Origin of the sequence: Enterobacter sp. PI-10, from assembly GCF_027947695.1 — a bacterium.
Lineage (GTDB): Bacteria > Pseudomonadota > Gammaproteobacteria > Enterobacterales > Enterobacteriaceae > Enterobacter > Enterobacter vonholyi.
The window spans coordinates 62,908-85,244 of sequence record NZ_JAJNOG010000002.1; the positions used below are offsets into that span (position 1 = coordinate 62,908).

General features: G+C 55.6%; 25 protein-coding genes and 1 other annotated feature. Of the genes, 16 read left to right on the plus strand and 9 right to left on the minus strand.

Translation table 11 applies throughout. From position 1 onward, the window contains the following. Positions 1–41 precede the first annotated feature (41 nt). The gene (locus tag LRM19_RS04800; protein WP_111965612.1) at positions 42–800 is read left to right on the plus strand and encodes a DUF481 domain-containing protein; all 759 of its coding nucleotides are present in this window, start codon (positions 42–44) and stop codon (positions 798–800) included. A gap of 80 nt (positions 801–880) precedes the next feature. Here LRM19_RS04800 and yniD read toward each other — a convergent pair whose 3' ends face one another. Then, positions 881–988 carry a small membrane protein YniD gene (gene yniD / locus LRM19_RS04805; protein ID WP_008500658.1) on the minus strand — a complete coding sequence of 36 codons (108 nt, stop codon included), beginning with the start codon at positions 986–988 and terminating at the stop codon, positions 881–883. Positions 989–1,086: 98 nt separating this feature from the next. Then, complete coding sequence (yncL, locus tag LRM19_RS21160) at positions 1,087–1,287, minus strand: stress response membrane protein YncL (RefSeq protein ID WP_320717749.1); 201 nt, start codon at positions 1,285–1,287, stop codon at positions 1,087–1,089. Between the two features lie 214 nt (positions 1,288–1,501). On the opposite strand from yncL, the gene thrS reads away from it, so the two are divergent. From thrS to selO, 14 genes are all read left to right on the plus strand, one after another. Next, positions 1,502–3,430, plus strand: a complete 1,929-nt coding sequence (thrS, locus tag LRM19_RS04815; RefSeq protein ID WP_008500657.1) for a threonine--tRNA ligase — start codon at positions 1,502–1,504, stop codon at positions 3,428–3,430. Positions 3,431–3,433: 3 nt separating this feature from the next. Next, complete coding sequence (infC, locus tag LRM19_RS04820) at positions 3,434–3,976, plus strand: translation initiation factor IF-3 (protein ID WP_014069901.1); 543 nt, start codon at positions 3,434–3,436, stop codon at positions 3,974–3,976. A gap of 97 nt (positions 3,977–4,073) precedes the next feature. Further along, on the plus strand, positions 4,074–4,271 hold the full coding sequence (rpmI, locus tag LRM19_RS04825) for a 50S ribosomal protein L35 (RefSeq protein ID WP_003030583.1): 198 nt from the start codon (positions 4,074–4,076) through the stop codon (positions 4,269–4,271). Positions 4,272–4,321: 50 nt separating this feature from the next. Next, positions 4,322–4,678 carry a 50S ribosomal protein L20 gene (rplT, locus tag LRM19_RS04830; protein WP_000124850.1) on the plus strand — a complete coding sequence of 119 codons (357 nt, stop codon included), beginning with the start codon at positions 4,322–4,324 and terminating at the stop codon, positions 4,676–4,678. Positions 4,679–4,795: 117 nt separating this feature from the next. Next, positions 4,796–4,920: a sequence feature (Phe leader region), on the plus strand. Next, complete coding sequence (gene pheM / locus LRM19_RS04835; RefSeq protein ID WP_001386830.1) at positions 4,801–4,845, plus strand: pheST operon leader peptide PheM; 45 nt, start codon at positions 4,801–4,803, stop codon at positions 4,843–4,845. Its footprint overlaps the feature before it by 45 nt. A 62-nt stretch (positions 4,921–4,982) precedes the next feature. Then, a complete protein-coding gene (gene pheS / locus LRM19_RS04840; protein WP_020884406.1) occupies positions 4,983–5,966 on the plus strand; it encodes a phenylalanine--tRNA ligase subunit alpha in 984 nt (327 codons plus the stop codon). Positions 5,967–5,981: 15 nt separating this feature from the next. Continuing rightward, positions 5,982–8,369 (plus strand): phenylalanine--tRNA ligase subunit beta, encoded by a 2,388-nt coding sequence (gene pheT, locus LRM19_RS04845; protein WP_133294213.1) that lies wholly within the window; start codon positions 5,982–5,984, stop codon positions 8,367–8,369. Between the two features lie 4 nt (positions 8,370–8,373). Beyond that, complete coding sequence (gene ihfA, locus LRM19_RS04850) at positions 8,374–8,673, plus strand: integration host factor subunit alpha (RefSeq protein ID WP_003857805.1); 300 nt, start codon at positions 8,374–8,376, stop codon at positions 8,671–8,673. A 103-nt stretch (positions 8,674–8,776) separates the two neighbouring features. Continuing rightward, on the plus strand, positions 8,777–9,757 hold the full coding sequence (gene btuC, locus LRM19_RS04855) for a vitamin B12 ABC transporter permease BtuC (RefSeq protein WP_271367712.1): 981 nt from the start codon (positions 8,777–8,779) through the stop codon (positions 9,755–9,757). 22 nt (positions 9,758–9,779) lie between these two features. Beyond that, positions 9,780–10,331, plus strand: a complete 552-nt coding sequence (locus LRM19_RS04860) for a glutathione peroxidase (RefSeq protein WP_111965614.1) — start codon at positions 9,780–9,782, stop codon at positions 10,329–10,331. Continuing rightward, positions 10,331–11,086 (plus strand): vitamin B12 ABC transporter ATP-binding protein BtuD, encoded by a 756-nt coding sequence (gene btuD / locus LRM19_RS04865; RefSeq protein WP_127730480.1) that lies wholly within the window; start codon positions 10,331–10,333, stop codon positions 11,084–11,086. Before LRM19_RS04860 ends, btuD begins: the two co-directional genes overlap by 1 nt. Positions 11,087–11,160: 74 nt before the next feature. After that, a complete protein-coding gene (locus tag LRM19_RS04870) occupies positions 11,161–11,625 on the plus strand; it encodes a C40 family peptidase (RefSeq protein ID WP_111965616.1) in 465 nt (154 codons plus the stop codon). 294 nt (positions 11,626–11,919) lie between these two features. After that, complete coding sequence (locus tag LRM19_RS04875) at positions 11,920–12,636, plus strand: EAL domain-containing protein (protein ID WP_271367713.1); 717 nt, start codon at positions 11,920–11,922, stop codon at positions 12,634–12,636. Between the two features lie 61 nt (positions 12,637–12,697). Continuing rightward, entirely contained in the window at positions 12,698–14,140 is a 1,443-nt protein-coding gene (gene selO, locus LRM19_RS04880) for a protein adenylyltransferase SelO (RefSeq protein WP_271367714.1), read from the plus strand. A 44-nt stretch (positions 14,141–14,184) separates the two neighbouring features. On the opposite strand, the gene LRM19_RS04885 is transcribed toward selO, so the two are convergent. Genes LRM19_RS04885 through LRM19_RS04905 form a run of 5 tightly spaced genes read right to left on the minus strand, consistent with a single transcriptional unit; the run spans position 14,185 to position 18,959 of the window. Then, positions 14,185–14,955, minus strand: a complete 771-nt coding sequence (locus tag LRM19_RS04885; RefSeq protein WP_136194717.1) for a 3-hydroxybutyrate dehydrogenase — start codon at positions 14,953–14,955, stop codon at positions 14,185–14,187. Positions 14,956–14,965: 10 nt separating this feature from the next. Next, a complete protein-coding gene (locus tag LRM19_RS04890; RefSeq protein ID WP_271367715.1) occupies positions 14,966–16,357 on the minus strand; it encodes a GntP family permease in 1,392 nt (463 codons plus the stop codon). A gap of 44 nt (positions 16,358–16,401) precedes the next feature. After that, entirely contained in the window at positions 16,402–17,583 is a 1,182-nt protein-coding gene (locus LRM19_RS04895) for an acetyl-CoA C-acetyltransferase (RefSeq protein ID WP_271367716.1), read from the minus strand. A 9-nt stretch (positions 17,584–17,592) separates the two neighbouring features. Beyond that, positions 17,593–18,249 (minus strand): CoA transferase subunit B, encoded by a 657-nt coding sequence (locus LRM19_RS04900; protein ID WP_271367717.1) that lies wholly within the window; start codon positions 18,247–18,249, stop codon positions 17,593–17,595. Between the two features lie 2 nt (positions 18,250–18,251). Beyond that, on the minus strand, positions 18,252–18,959 hold the full coding sequence (locus tag LRM19_RS04905) for a CoA transferase subunit A (protein ID WP_271367718.1): 708 nt from the start codon (positions 18,957–18,959) through the stop codon (positions 18,252–18,254). Positions 18,960–19,099: 140 nt separating this feature from the next. Between LRM19_RS04905 and LRM19_RS04910 the strand changes: the two genes are divergently transcribed. After that, a complete protein-coding gene (locus LRM19_RS04910) occupies positions 19,100–20,002 on the plus strand; it encodes a LysR family transcriptional regulator (RefSeq protein ID WP_164850621.1) in 903 nt (300 codons plus the stop codon). Between the two features lie 19 nt (positions 20,003–20,021). On the opposite strand, the gene aroH is transcribed toward LRM19_RS04910, so the two are convergent. Together aroH and ppsR are read right to left on the minus strand one after the other, a co-directional pair. Next, positions 20,022–21,068, minus strand: coding sequence for a 3-deoxy-7-phosphoheptulonate synthase AroH (gene aroH, locus LRM19_RS04915; RefSeq protein ID WP_008500645.1), 1,047 nt, complete (start codon positions 21,066–21,068; stop codon positions 20,022–20,024). Between the two features lie 152 nt (positions 21,069–21,220). Beyond that, positions 21,221–22,054, minus strand: coding sequence for a posphoenolpyruvate synthetase regulatory kinase/phosphorylase PpsR (gene ppsR / locus LRM19_RS04920; protein ID WP_023311315.1), 834 nt, complete (start codon positions 22,052–22,054; stop codon positions 21,221–21,223). Positions 22,055–22,337 lie beyond the last annotated feature (283 nt).

A 22,337-nucleotide genomic window follows, 5' to 3' on the forward strand; every position in this document is an offset into this window, starting at 1 on the left:
CCGTGTGGTCTCTTTTTTTGTTGTACGGACTCCTTAATAAAATGAAGCTTTTAAAGACAGTGCCCGCTGCACTGATGCTGGCGGGTGGCGTGTTTGCGGCTATGAACGCGACCGCCGATGATTCCGTTTTTACTGTCATGGACGATCCATCCACCGCGAAAAAACCGTTTGAAGGTAACCTGAATGCTGGGTACCTGGCACAATCCGGTAACACGAAAAGCTCTTCTCTGACGGCGGACAGTACGCTCACATGGTACGGTAATACTACCGCCTGGTCTCTGTGGGGTAATGCCAGCAACACTTCCGCTAACGACGAACGTTCTTCCGAGAAATATGCGGTAGGCGGACGTAGCCGTTACAACATGACCGACTATGACTATCTGTTTGGTCAGGGGAGCTGGTTAACCGACCGTTACAACGGTTATCGCCAGCGCGATGTCTTCACCGCCGGTTATGGTCGTCAGTTCCTGAACGGACCGGTACACAGCTTCCGTTTTGAATTCGGTCCGGGTGTGCGTTATGACGAATACACCAATGGCGATACCAAAACTCAACCGCTCGGTTACGCTTCCGGTACCTATGCCTGGCAGATGACTGACAACACCAAATTTACCCAGGGTGTTTCTGTATTTGGTGCCGACGATACGACGTTGAACTCTGAGACGGCGCTTAACGTGGCTATCAACGAACACTTTGGTCTGAAACTCGCCTACAACGTGACCTGGAACTCTTCACCACCAGAATCTGCACCGGATCATACCGACCGCAGAACCACGGTTTCACTGGGTTATAGAATGTAATAAAAGCGGGCCGATGATGATGTCGGCCCGTTTATTGTCTGTGACTTTTTGATGTCCCTTCTGATGACCTGCATTCGCCCCTAGCCCCAAATCATTGCCGCCCAACGGAGTAGCAGCATTGCGCCGCAGATGGCAATCAGCACCAGCACCATTTTCCAGTGTTTTACGGCAAATCGTTTTGTTGGCATAACCTAATCCTTGTTCGTTAATATCCACAGTCTACCAAACAGGGCCGAAATATGCCCCTTTTCAGGATCGATTGGGTTATGCCAGCGAAGGGTCTGGCTCAGAACCAGTGGAATCGTTCGGCGAGAATCAACAATAAACCTGTGGCGGAAAGGATGTTCAATATCACAACCGTTCTACTGGATACGTTCATGGTATGCACCTTTGGGTTTAAGGACCTGTTCAAGAGTAGCCCAGCATCATCGAAATGCGAGCGCAGGGGAGAAGCAACCTGCAAATTCGTGCGAAAGTGCCAGCCCATCAATCTGGCCGCAGAGGGTGCAATCTCCTTTCCGTTAGTGTTAACATTACGTCGCTTGCCGTAAATCCGAATTAATCTGAATTCGGCAGGTGAATGATGACGAACCAATTTGACGATTGTTGGTCAGATGGTGTCGTAATCTATTGTCAAATCACGATTATTTTCTTTGTATATGCTCTTATGTGTGGGGCATCACTGCAAATAAGGATATAAAATGCCTGTAATTACTCTTCCTGATGGCAGCCAACGCCATTTCGACCGTGCTGTTAGCCCAATGGATGTTGCCCTGGACATTGGTCCTGGTCTCGCGAAAGCGACTATTGCTGGCCGTGTTAACGGTGAGCTGGTGGATGCCTCCGATCTGATTGAAAACGATGCGACGCTTGCCATCATCACCGCGAAAGACGAAGAAGGTCTGGAGATCATTCGTCACTCCTGCGCGCACCTGTTAGGTCATGCCATCAAACAGCTGTGGCCAAACACCAAAATGGCGATCGGTCCGGTTATCGACAATGGTTTCTACTACGACGTTGACCTTGACCATACTCTGACTCAGGAAGATATCGACGCGCTCGAAAAACGTATGCACGAGCTCGCCGAAACGAACTATGACGTCATCAAGAAGAAAGTCAGCTGGCACGAAGCGCGTGAAACCTTCGTGAAGCGCGGCGAGAGCTATAAAGTCTCTATTCTTGACGAAAATATTTCCCATGATGACAAGCCTGGCTTGTACCATCACGAAGAATACGTCGACATGTGCCGTGGACCGCACGTGCCGAACATGCGCTTCTGTCATCACTTTAAGCTGATGAAGATCGCCGGCGCCTACTGGCGCGGTGACAGCAACAACAAGATGTTGCAGCGTATCTATGGTACCGCGTGGGCCGATAAAAAAGCCCTGAACGCGTACCTGCTGCGCCTGGAAGAGGCGGCGAAGCGTGACCATCGTAAAATCGGCAAGCAGCTTGACCTGTACCACATGCAGGAAGAAGCGCCGGGTATGGTGTTCTGGCATAACGACGGCTGGACCATCTTCCGTGAGCTCGAAACGTTCGTACGCTCCAAGCTGAAAGAGTACCAGTATCAGGAAGTAAAAGGCCCGTTCATGATGGACCGTGTGCTGTGGGAAAAAACCGGCCACTGGGACAACTACAAAGATGCGATGTTCACCACCTCGTCTGAGAACCGTGAATACTGCATCAAGCCAATGAACTGCCCGGGTCACGTTCAGATCTTTAACCAGGGTCTGAAATCCTACCGCGACCTGCCGCTGCGTATGGCGGAGTTCGGTAGCTGCCACCGTAACGAACCATCAGGTGCGCTGCACGGTCTGATGCGTGTTCGTGGCTTTACTCAGGATGATGCGCATATCTTCTGTACTGAAGATCAGGTCCGTGACGAAGTTAACGCCTGTATTCGTATGGTCTACGATATGTACAGCACCTTTGGCTTCGAGAAGATCGTGGTCAAACTCTCAACGCGTCCGGAAAAACGTATCGGCAGCGATGAGACCTGGGATCGCGCAGAAGCGGATCTCGCCGTGGCGCTGGAAGAGAACGGCATTCCGTTCGAATACCAGCTGGGTGAGGGCGCATTCTACGGTCCGAAAATTGAATTTACCCTGTATGACTGCCTCGATCGCGCATGGCAGTGCGGTACTGTACAGCTGGACTTCTCCCTGCCGCAGCGTTTAAGCGCCTCTTATGTTGGCGAAGACAACGAACGTCAGGTACCAGTAATGATTCACCGCGCAATTCTTGGTTCTCTGGAGCGCTTCATCGGCATCCTGACCGAAGAGTTCGCCGGCTTCTTCCCAACCTGGCTTGCGCCAGTGCAGGTCGTGGTGATGAACATTACCGATTCTCAGGCGGATTACGTTAAAGAATTGACGCAGAAACTACAAAATGCGGGCATTCGCGTAAAAGCAGACTTGAGAAATGAGAAGATTGGCTTTAAAATCCGCGAGCACACTTTACGTCGTGTCCCGTATATGTTGGTCTGTGGTGATAAAGAGGTGGAAGCAGGCAAAGTTGCCGTTCGCACCCGCCGTGGTAAAGACCTGGGCAGCCTGGACGTAAGTGAAGTGATTGAGAAGCTGCAACAAGAGATTCGCAGCCGCAGTCTTCAACAACTGGAGGAATAAGGTATTAAAGGCGGAAAACGAGTTCAAACGGCACGTCCGAATCGTATCAATGGCGAGATTCGCGCCCAGGAAGTTCGCTTAACAGATCTTGAAGGTGAACCACTGGGGATTGTGAGTCTGAGAGAAGCGATCGAAAAAGCTGAAGAAGCTGGAGTAGATTTAGTTGAAATCAGCCCTAACGCCGAACCGCCAGTTTGTCGTATCATGGACTACGGCAAGTTCCTTTATGAAAAGAGTAAGTCTTCTAAGGAACAGAAGAAAAAGCAAAAAGTTATCCAGGTTAAGGAAATCAAATTCCGTCCTGGTACCGACGATGGCGATTATCAGGTAAAACTCCGCAGCCTGATTCGCTTTCTGGAAGATGGCGATAAGGCCAAGATCACACTGCGTTTCCGCGGTCGTGAGATGGCCCACCAACAGATTGGTATGGAAGTGCTTAACCGCGTCCGTGACGATCTGAGTGAACTGGCAGTAGTCGAATCCTTCCCTACGAAGATCGAAGGCCGCCAGATGATCATGGTGCTCGCTCCTAAGAAGAAACAGTAAGGCCTTCAAGCAGCAAAATCTGTGGAGCCTTCGGGTTTCATAGGTTTTGTTCGCCTATGTTTCGTTTATTTAACAATGCGAAGTGGAAGTTATTAAGATGCCAAAAATTAAGACCGTACGCGGTGCTGCTAAGCGCTTCAAAAAAACCGGTGGTGGTGGATTTAAGCGTAAGCACGCAAACCTGCGTCATATTCTGACCAAAAAATCTACTAAGCGTAAACGTCACCTGCGTCCAAAAGGCCTCGTTTCTAAAGGCGATCTGGGTCTGGTTATCGCGTGCCTGCCGTACGCATAAGCCGTTAACGTTTAATTTTTTACTAAGAATATAGATACAGGAGAGCACATATGGCTCGCGTAAAACGTGGTGTAATTGCACGTGCACGTCACAAGAAAATTTTGAAACAAGCTAAAGGCTACTACGGTGCGCGTTCACGCGTTTACCGCGTTGCCTTCCAGGCTGTTATCAAAGCAGGTCAGTACGCTTACCGTGACCGTCGTCAGCGTAAGCGTCAGTTCCGTCAACTGTGGATTGCGCGTATCAACGCAGCAGCACGTCAGAACGGTATTTCTTACAGCAAATTCATCAACGGCCTGAAAAAAGCCTCTGTTGAAATCGACCGTAAGATCCTGGCTGACATCGCAGTATTCGACAAAGTAGCGTTCACCGCTCTGGTCGAAAAAGCGAAAGCAGCACTGGCATAAGCCAGTTGAGAGAGGGGGCCTGGCTCCCTCTTTTCATATAACCCTGTAAGAAGATTGACATTTACCCGTGCAGGCTTTTCAATAAGGTCTTAACGGTTTTTACCAGACAAGGTAACGCAAGCATGAATGCTGCTATTTTCCGCTTCTTCTTTTACTTTAGCACCTGATTTCAGGAGGCTAGCGCGTGAAAGATGAAACGAAAAACAGCGCCAGATAAGCCTCCCGATGGAGGCTTTTTTTGTGCCTGAATTTGAGAGAATAACTCCACCAAATCGGTGTCTGCACCGACATAATGAGGAAAATCATGTCACATCTCGCAGAGCTGGTTGCCAGTGCAACAGCCGCCATTAATCAGGCCTCAGATGTTGCCGCGTTAGACAATGTCCGCGTCGAATATCTTGGGAAGAAAGGGCACCTGACCCTTCAGATGACAACCCTGCGTGAGCTGCCGCCAGAAGAACGTCCGGCAGCGGGAGCGGTGATTAACGAAGCCAAGGAGCAGGTACAGCAGGCGCTTAACGCACGTAAAGCCGAGCTGGAAAGCGCTGTGCTGAATGCGCGTCTGGCCGCAGAGACGATCGACGTCTCTCTGCCGGGTCGCCGCATCGAGAACGGCGGTCTGCACCCGGTTACCCGCACTATCGATCGCATTGAAAGTTTCTTCGGTGAGCTCGGCTTTACCGTGGCGACTGGCCCGGAAATCGAAGATGATTACCATAACTTCGACGCCTTGAACATTCCTGGCCATCATCCGGCACGCGCTGACCACGACACTTTCTGGTTCGACGCAACGCGTCTGCTGCGTACTCAGACCTCCGGCGTTCAGATCCGTACCATGAAGGAGCAGGAACCGCCGATCCGTATTATCGCGCCGGGCCGCGTCTATCGTAACGACTACGATCAGACCCACACCCCAATGTTCCACCAGATGGAAGGCCTGATTGTTGATAAAAACATCAGCTTCACCAACCTGAAGGGCACGCTGCACGATTTCCTGAACAACTTCTTTGAGGAAGATCTGCAGGTTCGTTTCCGTCCGTCCTACTTCCCGTTCACCGAACCGTCTGCGGAAGTTGACGTGATGGGTAAAAACGGCAAATGGCTGGAAGTGCTGGGCTGCGGCATGGTGCATCCAAACGTGCTGCGCAACGTAGGTATCGATCCGGAAGTTTACTCCGGCTTTGCCTTCGGTATGGGCATGGAGCGTCTGACCATGCTGCGCTACGGCGTGACCGACTTACGTGCATTCTTCGAAAACGATCTGCGTTTCCTCAAACAGTTTAAATAAGGGCAGGACAGAACAATGAAATTCAGTGAACTGTGGTTACGCGAGTGGGTGAACACCACGCTGGACAGCGACGCGCTTTCTAACCAGATCACCATGGCGGGTCTGGAAGTGGACGGCGTTGAGCCGGTTTCCGGTGCCTTCAACGGCGTGGTCGTCGGCGAAGTGGTAGAGTGCGGCCAGCACCCTAACGCGGACAAACTGCGCGTGACAAAAGTGAACGTGGGCGGCGATCGTCTGCTGGATATCGTCTGCGGTGCGCCAAACTGCCGTCAGGGCCTGAAGGTGGCCGTGGCGACCGTCGGTGCGGTACTGCCGGGCGATTTCAAAATTAAAGCGGCTAAGCTGCGCGGCGAGCCGTCTGAAGGCATGCTGTGCTCCTTCTCCGAGCTGGGTATTTCCGACGATCACAACGGCATCATCGAGCTGCCGCTGGATGCGCCAATCGGCACCGATATCCGTGAATACCTGAAGCTTGACGACAACACTATTGAAATCAGCGTCACGCCAAACCGTGCCGACTGCTTAGGTATCATCGGCGTGGCGCGCGACGTGGCCGTGCTGAACCAGACCGAATTGAACGCGCCGGAGATCGCGCCGGTTGAAGCGACCATCAGTGACGTGCTGCCTATTCAGGTTGACGCTGCGGATGCCTGCCCGCGCTACCTCGGTCGCGTGGTGAAAGGCATCAACGTGAAAGCGCCAACTCCGCTGTGGATGAAAGAGAAGCTGCGCCGCTGCGGTATTCGCTCTATCGACGCCGTGGTCGACGTGACCAACTACGTTCTGCTGGAGCTGGGCCAGCCAATGCACGCGTTTGATAAAGATCGTATCGACGGCGGCATCGTTGTGCGCATGGCGAAAGAGGGCGAAACCCTGGTTCTGCTGGACGGCAGCGAAGCGAAACTGAACGCCGACACTTTGGTGATTGCTGACCACAGCAAGGCGCTGGCAATGGGCGGTATTTTCGGAGGCGAGCATTCGGGCGTCAACGACGAGACGCAAAACGTGCTGCTGGAATGCGCGTTCTTCAGCCCGCTCTCCATCACCGGTCGCGCACGCCGTCACGGCCTGCATACCGATGCCTCTCACCGCTACGAGCGCGGCGTTGACCCGGCGCTGCAGTATAAAGCGATGGAACGTGCGACCCGCCTGCTGATCGACATCTGCGGCGGTGAAGCGGGCCCGGTTATCGACGTCACCAACGAAGCGACGCTGCCGAAGCGTGCGACCATCACCCTGCGCCGCAGCAAGCTGGATCGTCTTATTGGTCACCACGTTGCCGATGCGCAGGTGACCGATATCCTGAAGCGTCTGGGCTGTGAAGTAACCGAAGGCCAGGACGAATGGAAAGCCGTTGCGCCGTCATGGCGTTTCGACATGGAAATTGAAGAAGATCTGGTGGAAGAAGTGGCCCGTGTTTATGGCTACAACAACATCCCTGACGAGCCTGTGCAGGCAGGTCTGGTGATGGGCACCCACCGTGAAGCCGACCTGTCCCTGAAGCGTGTGAAAACCATGCTGAACGACAAAGGCTACCAGGAAGTGATCACCTACAGCTTTGTTGATCCAAAACTGCAGCAGCTGATCCATCCGGGCCAGGAAGCGCTGATCCTGCCAAGCCCAATTTCCAGCGAAATGTCCGCGATGCGTCTGTCCCTGTGGACGGGCCTGCTGGGTACTATCGTTTATAACCAGAATCGTCAGCAAAACCGCGTGCGAATTTTCGAAAGCGGTTTGCGCTTTGTACCGGATAATCAGGCAAATTTAGGCATCCGTCAGGATCTCATGCTGGCTGGCGCCATCAGCGGTAACCGCTATGAAGAGCACTGGGACCTGGCAAAAGGGACGGTTGATTTCTACGATATGAAGGGCGATCTGGAAGCGATTCTGGATCTGACCGGTAAATTATCTGAAATTGAATTCCGCGCAGAAGCCATCCCGGCCCTGCATCCGGGCCAGAGCGCAGCCATCTATTTAGACGGCAAACGCGTTGGTTTTATTGGGGTTGTTCACCCTGAGCTGGAGCGTAAACTGGACCTGAACGGCCGTACCATCGTGTTCGAGCTGGAATGGAACCCGGTGGCTGACCGCGTGATTCCTCAGGCTCAGGACGTCTCCCGCTTCCCGGCAAACCGCCGTGATATCGCGGTTGTGGTCGCGGAAAATGTGCCCGCAGCAGATATTTTGGCCGAATGTAAGAAAGTTGGCGTAAATCAGGTAGTTGGCGTAAACTTATTTGACGTGTACCGCGGCAAGGGCGTAGCAGAAGGTTTCAAGAGCCTCGCTATTAGCCTTATCCTTCAGGATACCAGCCGTACACTCGAAGAAGAGGAGATTGCCGCTACCGTCGCCAAATGTGTAGAGGCATTAAAAGAGCGATTCCAGGCATCATTGAGGGATTGAACCTATGGCGCTTACAAAAGCTGAAATGTCAGAATATCTGTTTGATAAGCTTGGGCTTAGCAAACGGGATGCCAAAGAGCTGGTAGAGCTGTTTTTCGAAGAGATCCGTCGTGCTCTGGAAAATGGTGAGCAGGTAAAACTCTCCGGTTTTGGCAATTTTGATTTGCGAGACAAAAACCAACGTCCGGGCCGCAACCCGAAGACGGGGGAAGATATTCCCATTACAGCCCGCCGCGTGGTGACCTTCAGACCCGGCCAGAAGTTAAAAAGCCGTGTCGAAAACGCAACGCCTAAAGCAGAGTAATATGAACTAACTAAAAAGGCCGCCCATGCGGCCTTTTTTCTTTGCGCTCTTCGGCAAACCCGCCGTAAAATCAATTACATCTCACGCTACTAAAACCGTACACATGCTTGACTATGCCCATCATCAGCACCGTTCCGATCGGCGTCACCTGCTTTTGCTGGTGCTGTTGCTCATTGCCTCCGTGGGCGTGAGCCTCTGCGCGGGCGACAAATGGATTGGGCCTGAAAGCTGGTGGGGGCCTGACGGGCAGCTCTTCGTCTGGCAAATTCGCCTGCCGCGGACCGTCGCGGTGGTTCTGGTCGGCGCCGCGCTGGCGCTATGCGGCACCATAATGCAGGCGTTGTTTGATAACCCTCTGGCGGAGCCGGGGCTGCTCGGCGTGTCGAACGGAGCGGGCGTAGGCCTGATAGCGGCGGTAATGCTGGGAGGAGGAGAACTCTCGGGATGGCGTATTAGCCTGAGCGCTATTCTCGGTGCACTGCTGATCACAGCGATCCTTCTTCGTTTCGCCAGACGGCACTTATCGACCAGCCGTCTGCTGCTTGCCGGCGTGGCGCTGGGGATCATCTGTAGCGCGTTGATGACCTGGGCGGTCTACTTCTCAACATCCTTTGACCTGCGACAGCTCATGTACTGGATGATGGGCGGTTTTGGCGGCGTTGACTGGCACCAGGGCTGGCTGATGGCGCTGCTGGTACCGGTCATCGTGTGGGCTGCCCTGCAGGCGCAGCCGCTGAATATGCTCGCGCTGGGTGAAACCTCTGCCCGCCAGCTCGGTATGCCGATTGGATTCTGGCGCAATGTGCTGGTAATAGCCATTGGCTGGCTGGTCGGCGTCAGCGTGGCTCTGGCGGGCGCGATCGGTTTTATCGGGCTGGTGATCCCACACATGCTGCGTCTGTGTGGCCTCACGGACCACAGAACCCTGCTTCCGGCCTCGGGGGTTGCCGGGGCCGTCACGCTGCTGGTGGCCGACGTCATCGCCCGGCTTGCCCTGACGGCCGCAGAGCTGCCCATTGGCGTGGTGACCGCCACGCTGGGCGCGCCGGTATTTATCTGGCTACTATTAAAAGCTGGACGTTAAATCGACAACCTGAGGAAATGCTATGCAGTCAGATATCCTGAATACTGAAGTGACCACCATTGATGGCGATAAAACCACGCTGGAACGCTACAAAGGCAACGTGCTGCTTATCGTCAACGTGGCATCCAAATGTGGCCTGACGCCGCAGTACGAGCAGCTGGAAAATATTCAGAAGGCCTGGGAGAAAGACGGTTTTACCGTGCTGGGCTTCCCGTGCAACCAGTTCCTGGGCCAGGAGCCGGGCAGCGAAGAAGAGATTAAAACCTTCTGCAGCACCACCTATGGCGTGACGTTCCCGATGTTCAGCAAAATCGATGTCAACGGCGAAGACCGCCATCCGCTGTATGCGAAGCTGATCGCTGCCGCGCCGAAGGCCGTTGCGCCTGAAGGAAGCGGTTTTTATGAACGCATGGCCAGCAAAGGCCGCGCGCCGCTTTACCCGGACGATATCCTGTGGAATTTTGAAAAATTCCTGATTGGTCGCGATGGCCAGGTCGTTCAGCGTTTTTCGCCCGATATGACCCCAGAGGATCCGATCGTCATGGAATCGATCAAGCTGGCGCTGGCGAAATAATGTCTTTGCTGATGCAGCTCATGGACGTTGCCGAGAGGGGACGTCTTGAGCCGATGACCGGCGCCGTCAATGCGGGAGAAATCCTGCATCTTGTCGGGCCGAACGGCGCAGGAAAGAGCACGCTGCTGGCACGGATGGCAGGCATGACTGACGGAGAAGGGCAGATAACGCTGCTTGAGCATACGCTCGCCGACTGGTCACCGGTCTCGCTGGCGCATCGGCGCAGTTACCTCGTGCAGCAGCAGGTGCCGCCCTTTGCGATGCCGGTCTGGCATTATCTGATGCTGCATTTGCACGACAAACAACATACGGCACTGCTGACTGACGTGGCCGCGGCCCTCGGGCTGGAAGATAAACTGTCCCGGCACGCCAGCCAGCTTTCCGGCGGAGAGTGGCAGCGGGTGCGACTGGCGGCTGTCATCCTTCAGATCCACCCGGCAGGCAATCCTCACGGGCGGATGCTGCTTCTCGATGAACCCATGAGCGGTCTGGATGTGGCGCAGCAGGCAGCACTGGATACGCTTTTAAGCGCCCTGAGCCGACAAGGCATCGCCGTGGTGATGAGCAGTCATGACCTCAATCACACGCTGCGTCATGCCCACCGGGTGTGGCTACTGTCGCAGGGAAAGATGGTCGCCAGCGGTACGCGGGATCAGGTGCTTACGCCGCCCCATCTTGCCCGCGCATACAATATGTCGTTCCGCAGGCTGGATATAGAGGGACATAAGATGCTGATTTCTACCGGGCAAACGTAACCGTTTCTTGCCACTTAGCACAATTGCACGCTAAATTACGAAAAGAATAAAAAAAGCAGAGGATTCGTCTGAAAATGCGATTCTGGTTTATCCTGATGGCCGCACTCTTTCTTGCTGGATGCAGTAGCCATCGTGCGCCGCCGCCTAACCCACGGCTTTCAGATTCGATCACCGTCATTGCCAGCCTCAACGACCAGCTGAGCAACTGGCGCGGTACGCCTTATCGCTACGGTGGCATGAGCCGCGGCGGCGTAGATTGCTCCGGCTTCGTTCTGATGACGTTTCGCGACAAGTTTGATTTACAGCTTCCTCGCGAAACGCGCAAGCAGGCCGAAATTGGTACTGAAATTGATAAAGACGATCTATTGCCCGGGGACCTGGTTTTCTTCAAAACCGGCTCGGGTGAAAGTGGTCTGCACGTGGGCATTTATGATACAGACAATCAGTTCATTCACGCCTCGACCAGCCGCGGCGTGATGCGTTCTTCTCTTGATAATGTTTACTGGCGTAAAAATTTCTGGCAGGCACGACGTATATAGTCTTTGTCAGAAACTTCTCTTATGACGGCATGGTAACTAATAAATCATGCCGTTTTTTCTCAAATAAGATGCTTAAAGTTAAATTTATCTAAAATTATCGAATCCTGCATGTGTCTGTTTTATCTAAAACTGGCTATTATTTTGCAACCAGGATAAAATTATTTTAGATTCAGGGATAAATCTGAAAATAAATACGGAACTAATGAAATTAATCTTATTAAAATCAAAACAGTGGAATTGTGTCGGCAATTGCTCCAGGATGTCCTCTCTCATCTGTAATGCGGAGCGAGTGCAATGATTATTACGCTAGATAATGCTTACCAGTCTGAACTGCTGCTTCTGCCCGCCCGTAATAGCGCAGGGGAGCTTAAAGGTTTAGAGGTTCTGGTTAACTTTACTGGCGTCGGCAGCGATGTGAGGATCCCCACTGAACTCGTTATCCCTCGGCTTTCAGCAACTGAAGAGTTAGTGCTTTTTAACGAAAAACTGCAATTGCTTGATACCTGTAAACTGTTTTTTATTCAGCATCAGTTAATTGCATGGATCAATATTACACCTGCAATAGTTGAATTTTTATTAAGTAATGGAAACGCTGTTTCAATTCTTGAGCGTTATCCGTTTCTTGAGTTTACTGTTAATGAGAATTATCCAGGTTTAAATAACGGCAAGGACGATCTGCAGCTGGCGAGAATGGCAATCCATTTCCCGTTGGTGCTGGCAAACTTTGGCGCAGGCGCCGCCTCGCTCAAAGCTGTCTATGATGGATTATTTAAACGGGTTATCCTCGATAAAGGATTCATTCAGCAGCGCGCACCGGAGCTCTCTTTTGAGCCTTTTATGCGCGCCATCCTCTGGCAAATCACACCGCATTGCCAGTCAGTGATCGTCTCGGGCATTGACGATCACAGCCTGTTGCAACGCGTGTTGTCCTTCAATTTTGGCGCCATGCAGGGCGCACTTTGGCCAGCCGTCTCTGCCGAGCACGTTACAACGCTGGTTCAGCAGCGATAACCCTTGCTTTCGCCCGTGTTTAAGTCCGGGTAAACCCTCTACACTAAAAGCAGGAGGACCTATGACCCTGTCTTTTACTGCTCAATGGCATGACGAGTTGCCCGGCTTTTACACCGCACTCAAACCAACACCGTTACAAAATTCACGCCTTATCTGGCATAACGATTTGCTGGCAGAAGAACTGGCCATTCCGCCTGAGCTGTTTCGGCGTTCAGAGGGCGCTGGCGTCTGGGGAGGCGAAACGTTACTCGCCGGAATGCAACCACTGGCCCAGGTTTATAGCGGACATCAGTTCGGCGTCTGGGCGGGTCAACTGGGCGACGGCAGGGGGATCCTGCTCGGTGAACAACGGCTTCCCAACGGAGAGACGGTTGACTGGCACCTGAAAGGCGCGGGCCTGACGCCCTATTCGCGAATGGGCGACGGGCGTGCGGTTCTGCGTTCAACGATCCGCGAATGCCTGGGCTCCGAAGCGATGCATGCCCTGGGGATCCCCACCACCCGCGCGCTGTCGATCGTTACCAGCGATACGCCGGTTGTGCGCGAAACAGTGGAAAAGGGCGCAATGCTGATGCGTATCGCGCAAAGCCATCTGCGCTTCGGTCATTTTGAGCACTTTTACTATCGTCGCGAGCCGGAAAAGGTGCGCCAGCTGGCAGACTTTGCCATTCGCCACCACTGGGCGCATCTGATGGACGAGGCGGATAAATACGTGCTCTGGTTCAGGGATGTGGTGGCCCGTACCGCAACCCTGATTGCCCGCTGGCAAACGGTAGGCTTTGCCCATGGCGTTATGAATACGGACAACATGTCGCTTCTCGGGTTGACCTTCGACTACGGCCCGTTTGGTTTCCTGAACGATTATCAGCCGGGGTATATCTGCAACCACTCCGACTATCAGGGGCGCTACAGCTTTGACAATCAGCCCGCGGTGGGCCTGTGGAACCTGCAGCGGCTTGCGCAAACCCTGTCGCCGTTTATCGACGTTGATGCCCTGAATGATGCGCTCGACAGCTATCAGGACATATTACTGCGGGAATATGGCACGCTGATGCGCAACAAGCTGGGGCTGGTGACGCAGGAGAGGGGCGATAACGACATCCTCAATGGCCTGTTTGCCCTGATGGCGCGCGAGGGCAGCGATTATACGCGCACCTTCCGGATGCTGGGGCAGACGGAGCAGCACAGCGCCGCCTCGCCTCTGCGCGATGAGTTTATTGACAGACAGGCGTTTGACGACTGGTTTGCATCGTACCGCGCGCGGCTGCAGCAGGAAGAGGTAGATGATGCGACTCGCCAGACGCAGATGAACGCCACGAACCCGGCGATGGTGTTGCGCAACTGGCTGGCGCAGCGGGCGATTGAGCAGGCGGAGCAGGGCGAGTACGACGAGTTACACCGTCTGCACGTGGCGCTGCGCACGCCGTTTGCCGACCGGGATGATGATTACGTCAGCCGCCCGCCTGACTGGGGCAAGCGGCTGGAGGTCAGTTGCTCAAGCTAGAGATTTTTTGCCGGGAGGCGGCTTTGCCTTATCCGGCCTGAACGTCACTGCGCGACCCAGCCGCCATCCATATTCCACGCGGCGCCGCGAACGTTAACGGCGCTGTCGCTGCACAAAAACAGCGCCAGTTCGCCCAGCTGCTCCGGGGTAACAAACTCGCCCGAAGGCTGTTTCTCCGCCAGAAGCTGTTCCCGAGCCTGCTCCGGCGGAATGCCGTCGGCGATACGCTTGTCGATTTGCTGTTGCACCAGCGGCGTCAGTACCCAGCCGGGACAGATCGTATTGGCGGTAATGCCGGTGCGCGCGGTTTCCAGCGCCAGCGATTTCGTAAAGCCCACTACGCCATGCTTGGCAGCCACGTAGGCCGACTTCTCTTTTGACGCGACCAGCCCGTGAACGGAGGCGATATTAATGATGCGCCCCCAGTTTTTCTCGCGCATGGCAGGGAGCGCCAGCCGGCTGGTGTGAAACACCGACGAGAGGTTAATGGCGATAATGTCGTTCCATTTCTCTACCGGAAACGCGTCAACCGGCGCCACGTGCTGTATGCCCGCGTTGTTAACAAGAATGTCCACGCCGCCAAACTGCGATTCGGCGTAGCGCATCATGGCTTCAATTTGCAGCACGTCACGCAGGTCCGCATCGTGATAGCCCGGCTTTTTGCCCAGGTGCGCAATAGCTTCTCTTGCTGAGTCGCTATCGCCGAAACCGTTGAGGATAAGCTGCGCCCCGGCCTTCGCCAGTACGCGGGCGATCCCAAGGCCAATGCCGCTGGTCGAGCCGGTGACCAGGGCGGTTTTACCGTTCAGATTCATCTTTCTCTCCTTACACAATGCCGGTCAGATAAAACACGGCAATGACAAAAAGCACTGCCAGACTTTTAATGATGGTGATAGCGAAAATGCCGCCGTAGGCCTGGCGATGGCTCAGGCCTGTAATCGCCAGCAGGGTAATCACCGCGCCGTTATGGGGAAGGGTATCCATCCCCCCGCTCGCCATTGACGCCACGCGGTGCAGCACCTCAAGGGGGATATTGGCGGCGTGGGCGGCGGCGACAAACGAGTCGGACATAGCGGCGAGCGCAATACTCATCCCCCCGGACGCCGAGCCGGTGATCCCCGCAAGCACCGTCACGCTGATGGCCTCATTCAGCAGCGGATTCGGAATAGCCGCCAGCGCGTGGGATAACACCAGAAAACCGGGCAGGGCGGCGATAACCGCGCCGAAACCATACTCCGAGGCGGTATTCATCGCCGCAAGAATGGCGCCGCTTACCGCGGTCCGGCTGCCTTCAGCCAGACGCCCCCGGATGTTGCGAAAGCCAAAAATCAGCACCAGCACGATACCTGAGATCAGCGCCGCTTCAACGGCCCAGATGGCGGTGATCTTGCCCACCTCGGTCACGATCGGTTTCGCCAGACCGGGCAGGGTCAGCTCGTGGGTCGTGCCGTACCAGCCGGGGATCCAGCGGGTAAACAGCAGATTCAGTATGCCCACCACCAGCAGCGGGGAGATAGCAATCAGCGGGTGAGGGAGGTTAATGTTGTCCGGCGTTTCCGGTTCATTTTTCAGATCCGTGCCGTAACCTTCTTTGTTATTGAACGCCTTACGCCGCTGGCGCTCCAGCCAGAGCAGGCCAAAGACGATAATAAACAGAGATCCGATAAGCCCCAGCCACGGTGCGGCCCAGGCGTTGGTACCAAAGAAGCTGGTGGGGATGATGTTCTGGATCTGCGGCGTACCGGGCAGGGCATCCATGGTAAACGAGAAGGCCCCGAGCGCCACGGTGGCCGGGATCAGCCGTTTAGGGATGCCGCTCTGGCGGAACAGTTCGGCGGCAAACGGATAAACCGCAAACGCCACCACGAACAGCGACACGCCGCCGTAGGTTAACAGCGCGCACACCAGAACAATCACCGGGATGGCGTGGCGACGGCCCAGGATCTGAATCGCGGCGGCGACGATGGAGCGCGAGAAGCCGGAAAGCTCAATCAGTTTGCCAAACACCGCCCCCAGCAGGAACACCGGGAAGTAGAGCTTGACGAAGCCCACCATCTTTTCCATGAACAGGCCGGTAAAGGTCGGGCCGACGGCGCCCGGATCGGTCAGCAGTACGGCACCGAGCGCCGCAATTGGCGCAAACAAAATCACGCTATATCCGCGATAGGCCGCCAGCATCAGCAGCCCCAGCGCCGCCAGGGCAATTAACACGCTCATTACGACTCCTCACTTTAATTATTATTCGGGTACCAACGAGATGCTTAACGTTCAACGGTGAGGGCAATGCCTTGCCCGCCGCCTACGCACAGGGTGACGAGTCCTTTTTTAACGTCACGGCGCTGCATTTCGTGCAGCAGCGTCACGAGGATGCGGCAGCCGGAGGCGCCAATCGGATGGCCCAGGGCGATAGCGCCTCCGTTAACGTTCACCTTTCGCTCATCCCAGCCGAGCTGCTTACCCACCGCCAGCGCCTGCGCGGCAAAGGCTTCATTGGCTTCAATGAGGTCCACGTCATCGAGCGTCCAGCCCGCTCGCGCCAGCGCGGTCTGGCAGGCGCTGACCGGACCGATGCCCATCACCGACGGATCAACGCCCGTCACGGCGTAACTCACGATGCGGCCCAGGATCGGCAGTCCGCTCGCCCGTGCGTTTTCGCCGCTCATCAGCAGCACCGCAGCGGCACCGTCGTTGAGCGTGGAGGCATTTCCGGCCGTGACCGTGCCTTCCTCCTGCAAAAAGGCGGGGCGCAGCTGCGCAAGCTGCTCGGCGGTGGTGCCTGGCCGGGGCTGCTCGTCACGGCTGACAATAAGCGGAGGCTTTTTACCCTGTTTCACCGTCACCGGCGCAATCTCCGGGTCAAAACGACCCGCTTCGGCGGCGGAAGCCGCTTTCTGCTGCGACCGGGCAGCGAAGGCGTCCTGCTCTTCGCGGGAAACGCCAAACTGCCGGGCGACGTTTTCAGCGGTGATCCCCATGTGGTAATCGTTGAACGCGTCCCACAGGCCGTCCGTAATCATGCTGTCCTGCAGGCCCGTATGGCCAAAACGCAGCCCTGAACGCGCGCCGTCCAGTAGATAGGGGGCGTTGCTCATGCTCTCCTGACCGCCTGCGATAATCGCGTCCGCGTCGCCGCAGCGGATCGCCTGCGCGGCGAGCTGAACCGCTTTCAAGCCCGCGCCGCAGACCAGGTTGACCGTTGTCGCCGGCGTGCTGACGGGCAATCCGGCGGCGATGGCCGTCTGGCGCGCAGGGTTTTGTCCGCATCCCGCCGTCAGCGCCTGGCCGAAAATCACCTCGTCTATCGTCTCTGCTGGAAGACCGTTGCTTTCAAGCAGACGATGAACCGCGACGGCTCCCAGCTCGGCCGCAGAGAGGGGCGCGAGCGATCCGCGAAAACTGCCAATGGGGGTTCGCGTGGCCCCGACAATCATGACCTCTTTCATGGTGAGTCCTCAGCTAAAGCGCATCTCGCGAACGTCGTCCGCCACAATCATTTTCCCGGCCGTTTTCGCCGCGATTTCATCGATACTGACGCCGGGGGCGTATTCCCGCAGGATGAACGCGCCGTCCTCTATCTCCAGCAACGCGAGGTCAGTTAAGACCCGGCGGATACAGCCCGCCCCCGTGAGCGGCAGCGTGCAGCGCGACAGTAGCTTTGACTCACCGCTTTTCGACGCGTGGGTCATCACCACAATGATGTTCTGCGCTCCGGCGACCAGATCCATCGCGCCGCCCATACCCTTCACCATCTTTCCGGGGATCATCCACGAGGCGATATTGCCTTCGACATCCACCTCAAACGCGCCCAGCACCGTCAGGTCAACATGGCCGCCACGGATCATGGCAAACGACTGGGCCGAGTCGAAAATGGCCGCGCCCGTCCGTGCGGTCACGGTCTGTTTACCGGCGTTGATCATGTCCGCATCAAGACTCTGTTCGTCTGGAAACGCGCCCATCCCCAGCAGTCCGTTTTCCGACTGAAGCATCACGTCCATTCCTTGCGGAATGTAGTTCGCCACCAGGGTAGGAATACCGATCCCCAGGTTGACGTAATATCCGTCCCGCAGCTCGCGGGCGACGCGCATGGCCATCTGTTCACGGGTTAACATCGTCACACTCCTTCCGCGCGCAGGGTGCGCTGTTCAATACGTTTTTCAAACTGGCCGACAATCAGCCTGTCGACGTAAATGCCCGGGGTATGAATGGCCGACGGGGGCAGCTCGCCCGGGGGAACAATCTCTTCCACCTCGACGACCGTTATCCGGCCCGCCGTTGCCATCAGCGGATTAAAATTTTGCGCGGTTTGCCGGTAGACGACGTTGCCGTACCAGTCCGCTTTCCAGCCCTTGATCAGCGCGAAATCACCGGTAATGGCCTCTTCGAGGATGTAGTGCTTACCGGCAAACTGGCGCACGTCTTTGCCGGTAGCCACGGGCGTGCCGTAGCCGGTGGCCGTATAAAATGCCGGGATACCCGCACCGCCCGCGCGCACCTTTTCCGCCAGCGTGCCCTGAGGTGTGAGTTCAATCTCCAGTTCACCGCTCAATACCTGCTGCTCGAACAGGGCGTTCTCGCCGACGTAAGAGGCCACCACTTTGCGAACCTGCCGCGTCTCAAGCAGAATCCCGAGACCGAAGCCGTCCACGCCGCAGTTGTTTGATACCACCGTCAGATCTTTCACCTGACGGCGTCTGACCTCTGCAATCAGGTTCTCCGGAATACCGCACAGGCCGAAGCCGCCCGCCAGCAAAGTCATTCCGTCCGTCAGCCCATCCAGCGCCTGCGCATAGCTGTCGACGCGCTTATCCAGTCCCGCCATCGTCATTCCTCCTCTTAACCGTGGCGGTATCATTAGGGGCGGCAACTCATTTGTTAATTTTGAATTTGTGACCCACTCATTTGGTTTTTTTATTAATTTCCTGTTAACTAAATTTTTTCAATTAGTTAACAAGGTGAAAAATGAGAATGAGTGTCAAACAGTTACGCGCATTTTTAGCGGTAGCTCACACTCTCAATTTCGCGCACGCCAGCGAACGGCTGAATCTTTCCCAGCCGGCCCTGAGCCTGACGATTAAAGCGCTGGAGGACGCGCTCGGCGGACCGCTGCTGCAGCGGAGCACGCGCAAGGTCGCGCTGACGCAGGAGGGCGAGACGTTTTTGCCGATGGCGCGCCAGCTGCTTGCCGACTGGGATAACGTCGAAGAGGCGATGCACCAGTGCTTTACCCTGCAGCGCGGTAAAATTTCGGTTGCGGCCATGCCGTCGTTTGCCGCGAATGTCCTGCCCGAGGTGCTAAAAGCGTTTCGCGATCGTCATGCCGGGATTAACGTCACCGTGCATGACGTTATCAACGAGCAGGTGATAGAGATGGTGCGGGAAGGGCGCGTGGAGATGGGCATCGCCTTTGAGCCCGCGCCCACGCACAACCTGCTGTTTACCCCGCTGGGTCTCGACCGCTTTGTTGCCATTGTGCCGAAAGATTCCCCGCTGGCAGGCAAAAAGCGCCTGACATGGGAAGCGCTGCTGACGCTGGATTTCATCACCCTGCAGCGCCCCTCAGCGGTACGTCTGATGATGGAGGAGGAGCTGGCGCGAAGCGGCAGAAAGCTGGACGTCGCGCTGGAGAGCCATCAGCTGGTTACGGTCGGGCGAATGGTCGCGAGCGGGCTGGGCGGCAGCGCCGTCCCGGCGCTCTGCGAAGCCCAGATGACGGCGCTGGGCGCGGTCTGTATTCCGCTGGATAACCCGCCGATTGAAAAGTGCATTGGGGCGATCCATCCCGGGCACACGCAGCTCTCAAAAGCGGCGCATGCCCTGCTGGAAACGCTGAAGGATTTTTATCAGCCGGGTCAGGCGGTGTGACCCGGCTGACCCGCATGCTTCAGAAGCGGGTATCTACTGCTGCAGCCAGCTTTTCCAGCAGCAGCTCGCTGTCTTCCCAGCTCAGGCACGGGTCGGTGATCGACTGGCCGTAAACCATCTGCTGTCCGGCAACGATTTTCTGCGTGCCTTCCTTGATGAAGCTTTCCGCCATAATCCCGGCAACGGCGGTCGAGCCGCTGCGGATCTGCTGGCAGATCTCATCGCAGACGTCCAGCTGGCGGCGATGCTGCTTCTGGCAGTTGCCGTGGCTGAAATCCACTACCAGATGTTCCGGCAGGTCGAATTCGGCCAGCGTTTCACAGGCTGCCGCAATATCTTGTGCATGGTAATTGGGTTTCTTCCCGCCGCGCATAATGATGTGCCCGTAAGGGTTACCGCTGGTCTGGTAGATGGTCATATGACCGCTTTTATCCGGCGACAGGAACATATGGCTGGCACGGGCAGCGCGGATGGCATCAACCGCAATACGGGTGTTGCCATCGGTCCCGTTTTTAAAGCCGACCGGGCAGGAGAGGGCGGAGGCCATCTCGCGGTGGATTTGGCTTTCGGTGGTGCGTGCGCCAATTGCGCCCCAGCTGATCAGATCGGCGATAAACTGCCCGGTCACCATATCGAGAAACTCGGTCGCCGTCGGCACGCCCAGCTCGTTGACCTGCAAAAGCAGCTTCCGCGCCAGCTCGATGCCGTGGTTCACGCGATAGCTGCCGTTGAGGTCAGGATCGGAGATCAGCCCTTTCCAGCCCACCACGGTCCGCGGTTTTTCAAAGTAGGTGCGCATAACAATCTCAAGGCGGTGCTGATACTTATCCCGCAGGCCCTGAAGCCGTTTTGCATAATCCATCGCGGCATCCAGGTCGTGGATGGAGCAGGGACCAATCACCACCAGAAGACGCTTGTCTTCACCATTGAGGATTTTTTCAATGCGGCGGCGGGAGGCCGTCACGTGTTCCGCAACGGCAGCGGAAACAGGATGCCGCTGGGCCAGTTCAGCCGGCGTAACCAGGCTGTCAATGCGCGCAGTGCGGAGTTCATCGGTTTTATTCATGGAATGTCTCAGAAAATTTTTGCTTCATCGGCAGACTACCGGGAAGTGATGGGCATCACCTTAAACCAATCCCTGCTGATTTCAAGTTCGGGGCGACACCGCCCCGTGGTTGCCGATGATGATACCTGAATCTGAGTTAATGTACTAGCATATTAGTACATGCGGCGGTTTAGCCCCATGATGTCGAGAATTTTGGTGGCAATTTCTTCCACCGAATAGTTGGTGCTGTTCAGCCATGGGATCTGATTTTTGCGGTACAGGGCTTCCACTTCGGAGACCTCCATCCGGCACTGGCGCATGGAGGCGTAGCGGCTGTTCTCGCGGCGCTCTTCGCGGATAGCGGCAAGGCGCTCCGGATTAATGGTCAGCCCGAACAGCTTGTGCTGCAGCGGCTTGAGGGCAGCGGGCAGCACCAGGTTATCCATATCGTCAGCGATAAACGGGTAGTTGGCGGCGCGAATGCCGAACTGCATCGCCAGGTAGAGGCTGGTCGGCGTTTTGCCGCAGCGCGACACGCCAAGCAGGATCACCTGCGCCTGGTCGAGATTGCGCAGCGAGATACCGTCGTCGTGCGCGAGGGTGTAATCGATGGCGGCAATACGCGCGTCGTACTTGGTCAGGTTGCCGGGGTTCAGCCCGTGGGTACGGTGGGCGATAGGGGTCGGGTCGAGCTTCAGCTCGCTTTGCAGCGGAGCCACCAGCGCCTGCACAATATCCTGGCAGAAGCCTTCGCTCTGCAGAATGATGGAGCGAATCTCGGGGATCACGATGGAGTAGAACACCAGCGGGCGGACGCCGGTCTGCTGGTAAATGGCGTCGATCTGGTCCTTCACCGCTTTGGCGCGGCTCTCATTTTCGACAAACGGCAGCGTAATGCTGTTGATCGATACGGGAAACTGCGACATCACCGCGTGGCCCAGCACCTCGGCGGTGATCGCCGTACCATCAGAAATATAAAAAACGTGACGATCGACAGCACTATCCATTTTACCCACCCTGAATATCAGACGTAATTGTCTGAAAGCATAAATTAAAAAAGTAATTTACACAGCAAAGAACTTATCCTAATTATGAGTGAAACACTGTTTTTGATTTTCCTGAAAAGTGGATTTCATTTTTCAAATAGCGACTTTATTTTTGGGGTTTCTGGCTGAATATAGAGGAATCATCGGGTTAATCGTTGATGGGAAAGTATCCGAAAAGTTGAAATTTTAAATTGCTTACACGATTCACCGTTTTTTTAGCGGAAATAAATATGCCAGTATAAAA

Bases quoted from the DNA above. Each gene is read 5' to 3' on its own strand.
- LRM19_RS04800 (WP_111965612.1), top strand. From the start codon at position 42: ATGAAGCTTTTAAAGACAGTGCCCGCTGCACTGATGCTGGCGGGTGGC.
- yniD (WP_008500658.1), bottom strand. From the start codon at position 988: ATGCCAACAAAACGATTTGCCGTAAAACACTGGAAAATGGTGCTGGTG.
- yncL (WP_320717749.1), bottom strand. From the start codon at position 1,287: ATGGGCTGGCACTTTCGCACGAATTTGCAGGTTGCTTCTCCCCTGCGC.
- thrS (WP_008500657.1), top strand. From the start codon at position 1,502: ATGCCTGTAATTACTCTTCCTGATGGCAGCCAACGCCATTTCGACCGT.
- rpmI (WP_003030583.1), top strand. From the start codon at position 4,074: ATGCCAAAAATTAAGACCGTACGCGGTGCTGCTAAGCGCTTCAAAAAA.
- rplT (WP_000124850.1), top strand. From the start codon at position 4,322: ATGGCTCGCGTAAAACGTGGTGTAATTGCACGTGCACGTCACAAGAAA.
- pheS (WP_020884406.1), top strand. From the start codon at position 4,983: ATGTCACATCTCGCAGAGCTGGTTGCCAGTGCAACAGCCGCCATTAAT.
- pheT (WP_133294213.1), top strand. From the start codon at position 5,982: ATGAAATTCAGTGAACTGTGGTTACGCGAGTGGGTGAACACCACGCTG.
- ihfA (WP_003857805.1), top strand. From the start codon at position 8,374: ATGGCGCTTACAAAAGCTGAAATGTCAGAATATCTGTTTGATAAGCTT.
- btuC (WP_271367712.1), top strand. From the start codon at position 8,777: ATGCTTGACTATGCCCATCATCAGCACCGTTCCGATCGGCGTCACCTG.
- LRM19_RS04860 (WP_111965614.1), top strand. From the start codon at position 9,780: ATGCAGTCAGATATCCTGAATACTGAAGTGACCACCATTGATGGCGAT.
- btuD (WP_127730480.1), top strand. From the start codon at position 10,331: ATGTCTTTGCTGATGCAGCTCATGGACGTTGCCGAGAGGGGACGTCTT.
- LRM19_RS04870 (WP_111965616.1), top strand. From the start codon at position 11,161: ATGCGATTCTGGTTTATCCTGATGGCCGCACTCTTTCTTGCTGGATGC.
- LRM19_RS04875 (WP_271367713.1), top strand. From the start codon at position 11,920: ATGATTATTACGCTAGATAATGCTTACCAGTCTGAACTGCTGCTTCTG.
- selO (WP_271367714.1), top strand. From the start codon at position 12,698: ATGACCCTGTCTTTTACTGCTCAATGGCATGACGAGTTGCCCGGCTTT.
- LRM19_RS04885 (WP_136194717.1), bottom strand. From the start codon at position 14,955: ATGAATCTGAACGGTAAAACCGCCCTGGTCACCGGCTCGACCAGCGGC.
- LRM19_RS04890 (WP_271367715.1), bottom strand. From the start codon at position 16,357: ATGAGCGTGTTAATTGCCCTGGCGGCGCTGGGGCTGCTGATGCTGGCG.
- LRM19_RS04895 (WP_271367716.1), bottom strand. From the start codon at position 17,583: ATGAAAGAGGTCATGATTGTCGGGGCCACGCGAACCCCCATTGGCAGT.
- LRM19_RS04900 (WP_271367717.1), bottom strand. From the start codon at position 18,249: ATGTTAACCCGTGAACAGATGGCCATGCGCGTCGCCCGCGAGCTGCGG.
- LRM19_RS04905 (WP_271367718.1), bottom strand. From the start codon at position 18,959: ATGGCGGGACTGGATAAGCGCGTCGACAGCTATGCGCAGGCGCTGGAT.
- LRM19_RS04910 (WP_164850621.1), top strand. From the start codon at position 19,100: ATGAGAATGAGTGTCAAACAGTTACGCGCATTTTTAGCGGTAGCTCAC.
- aroH (WP_008500645.1), bottom strand. From the start codon at position 21,068: ATGAATAAAACCGATGAACTCCGCACTGCGCGCATTGACAGCCTGGTT.
- ppsR (WP_023311315.1), bottom strand. From the start codon at position 22,054: ATGGATAGTGCTGTCGATCGTCACGTTTTTTATATTTCTGATGGTACG.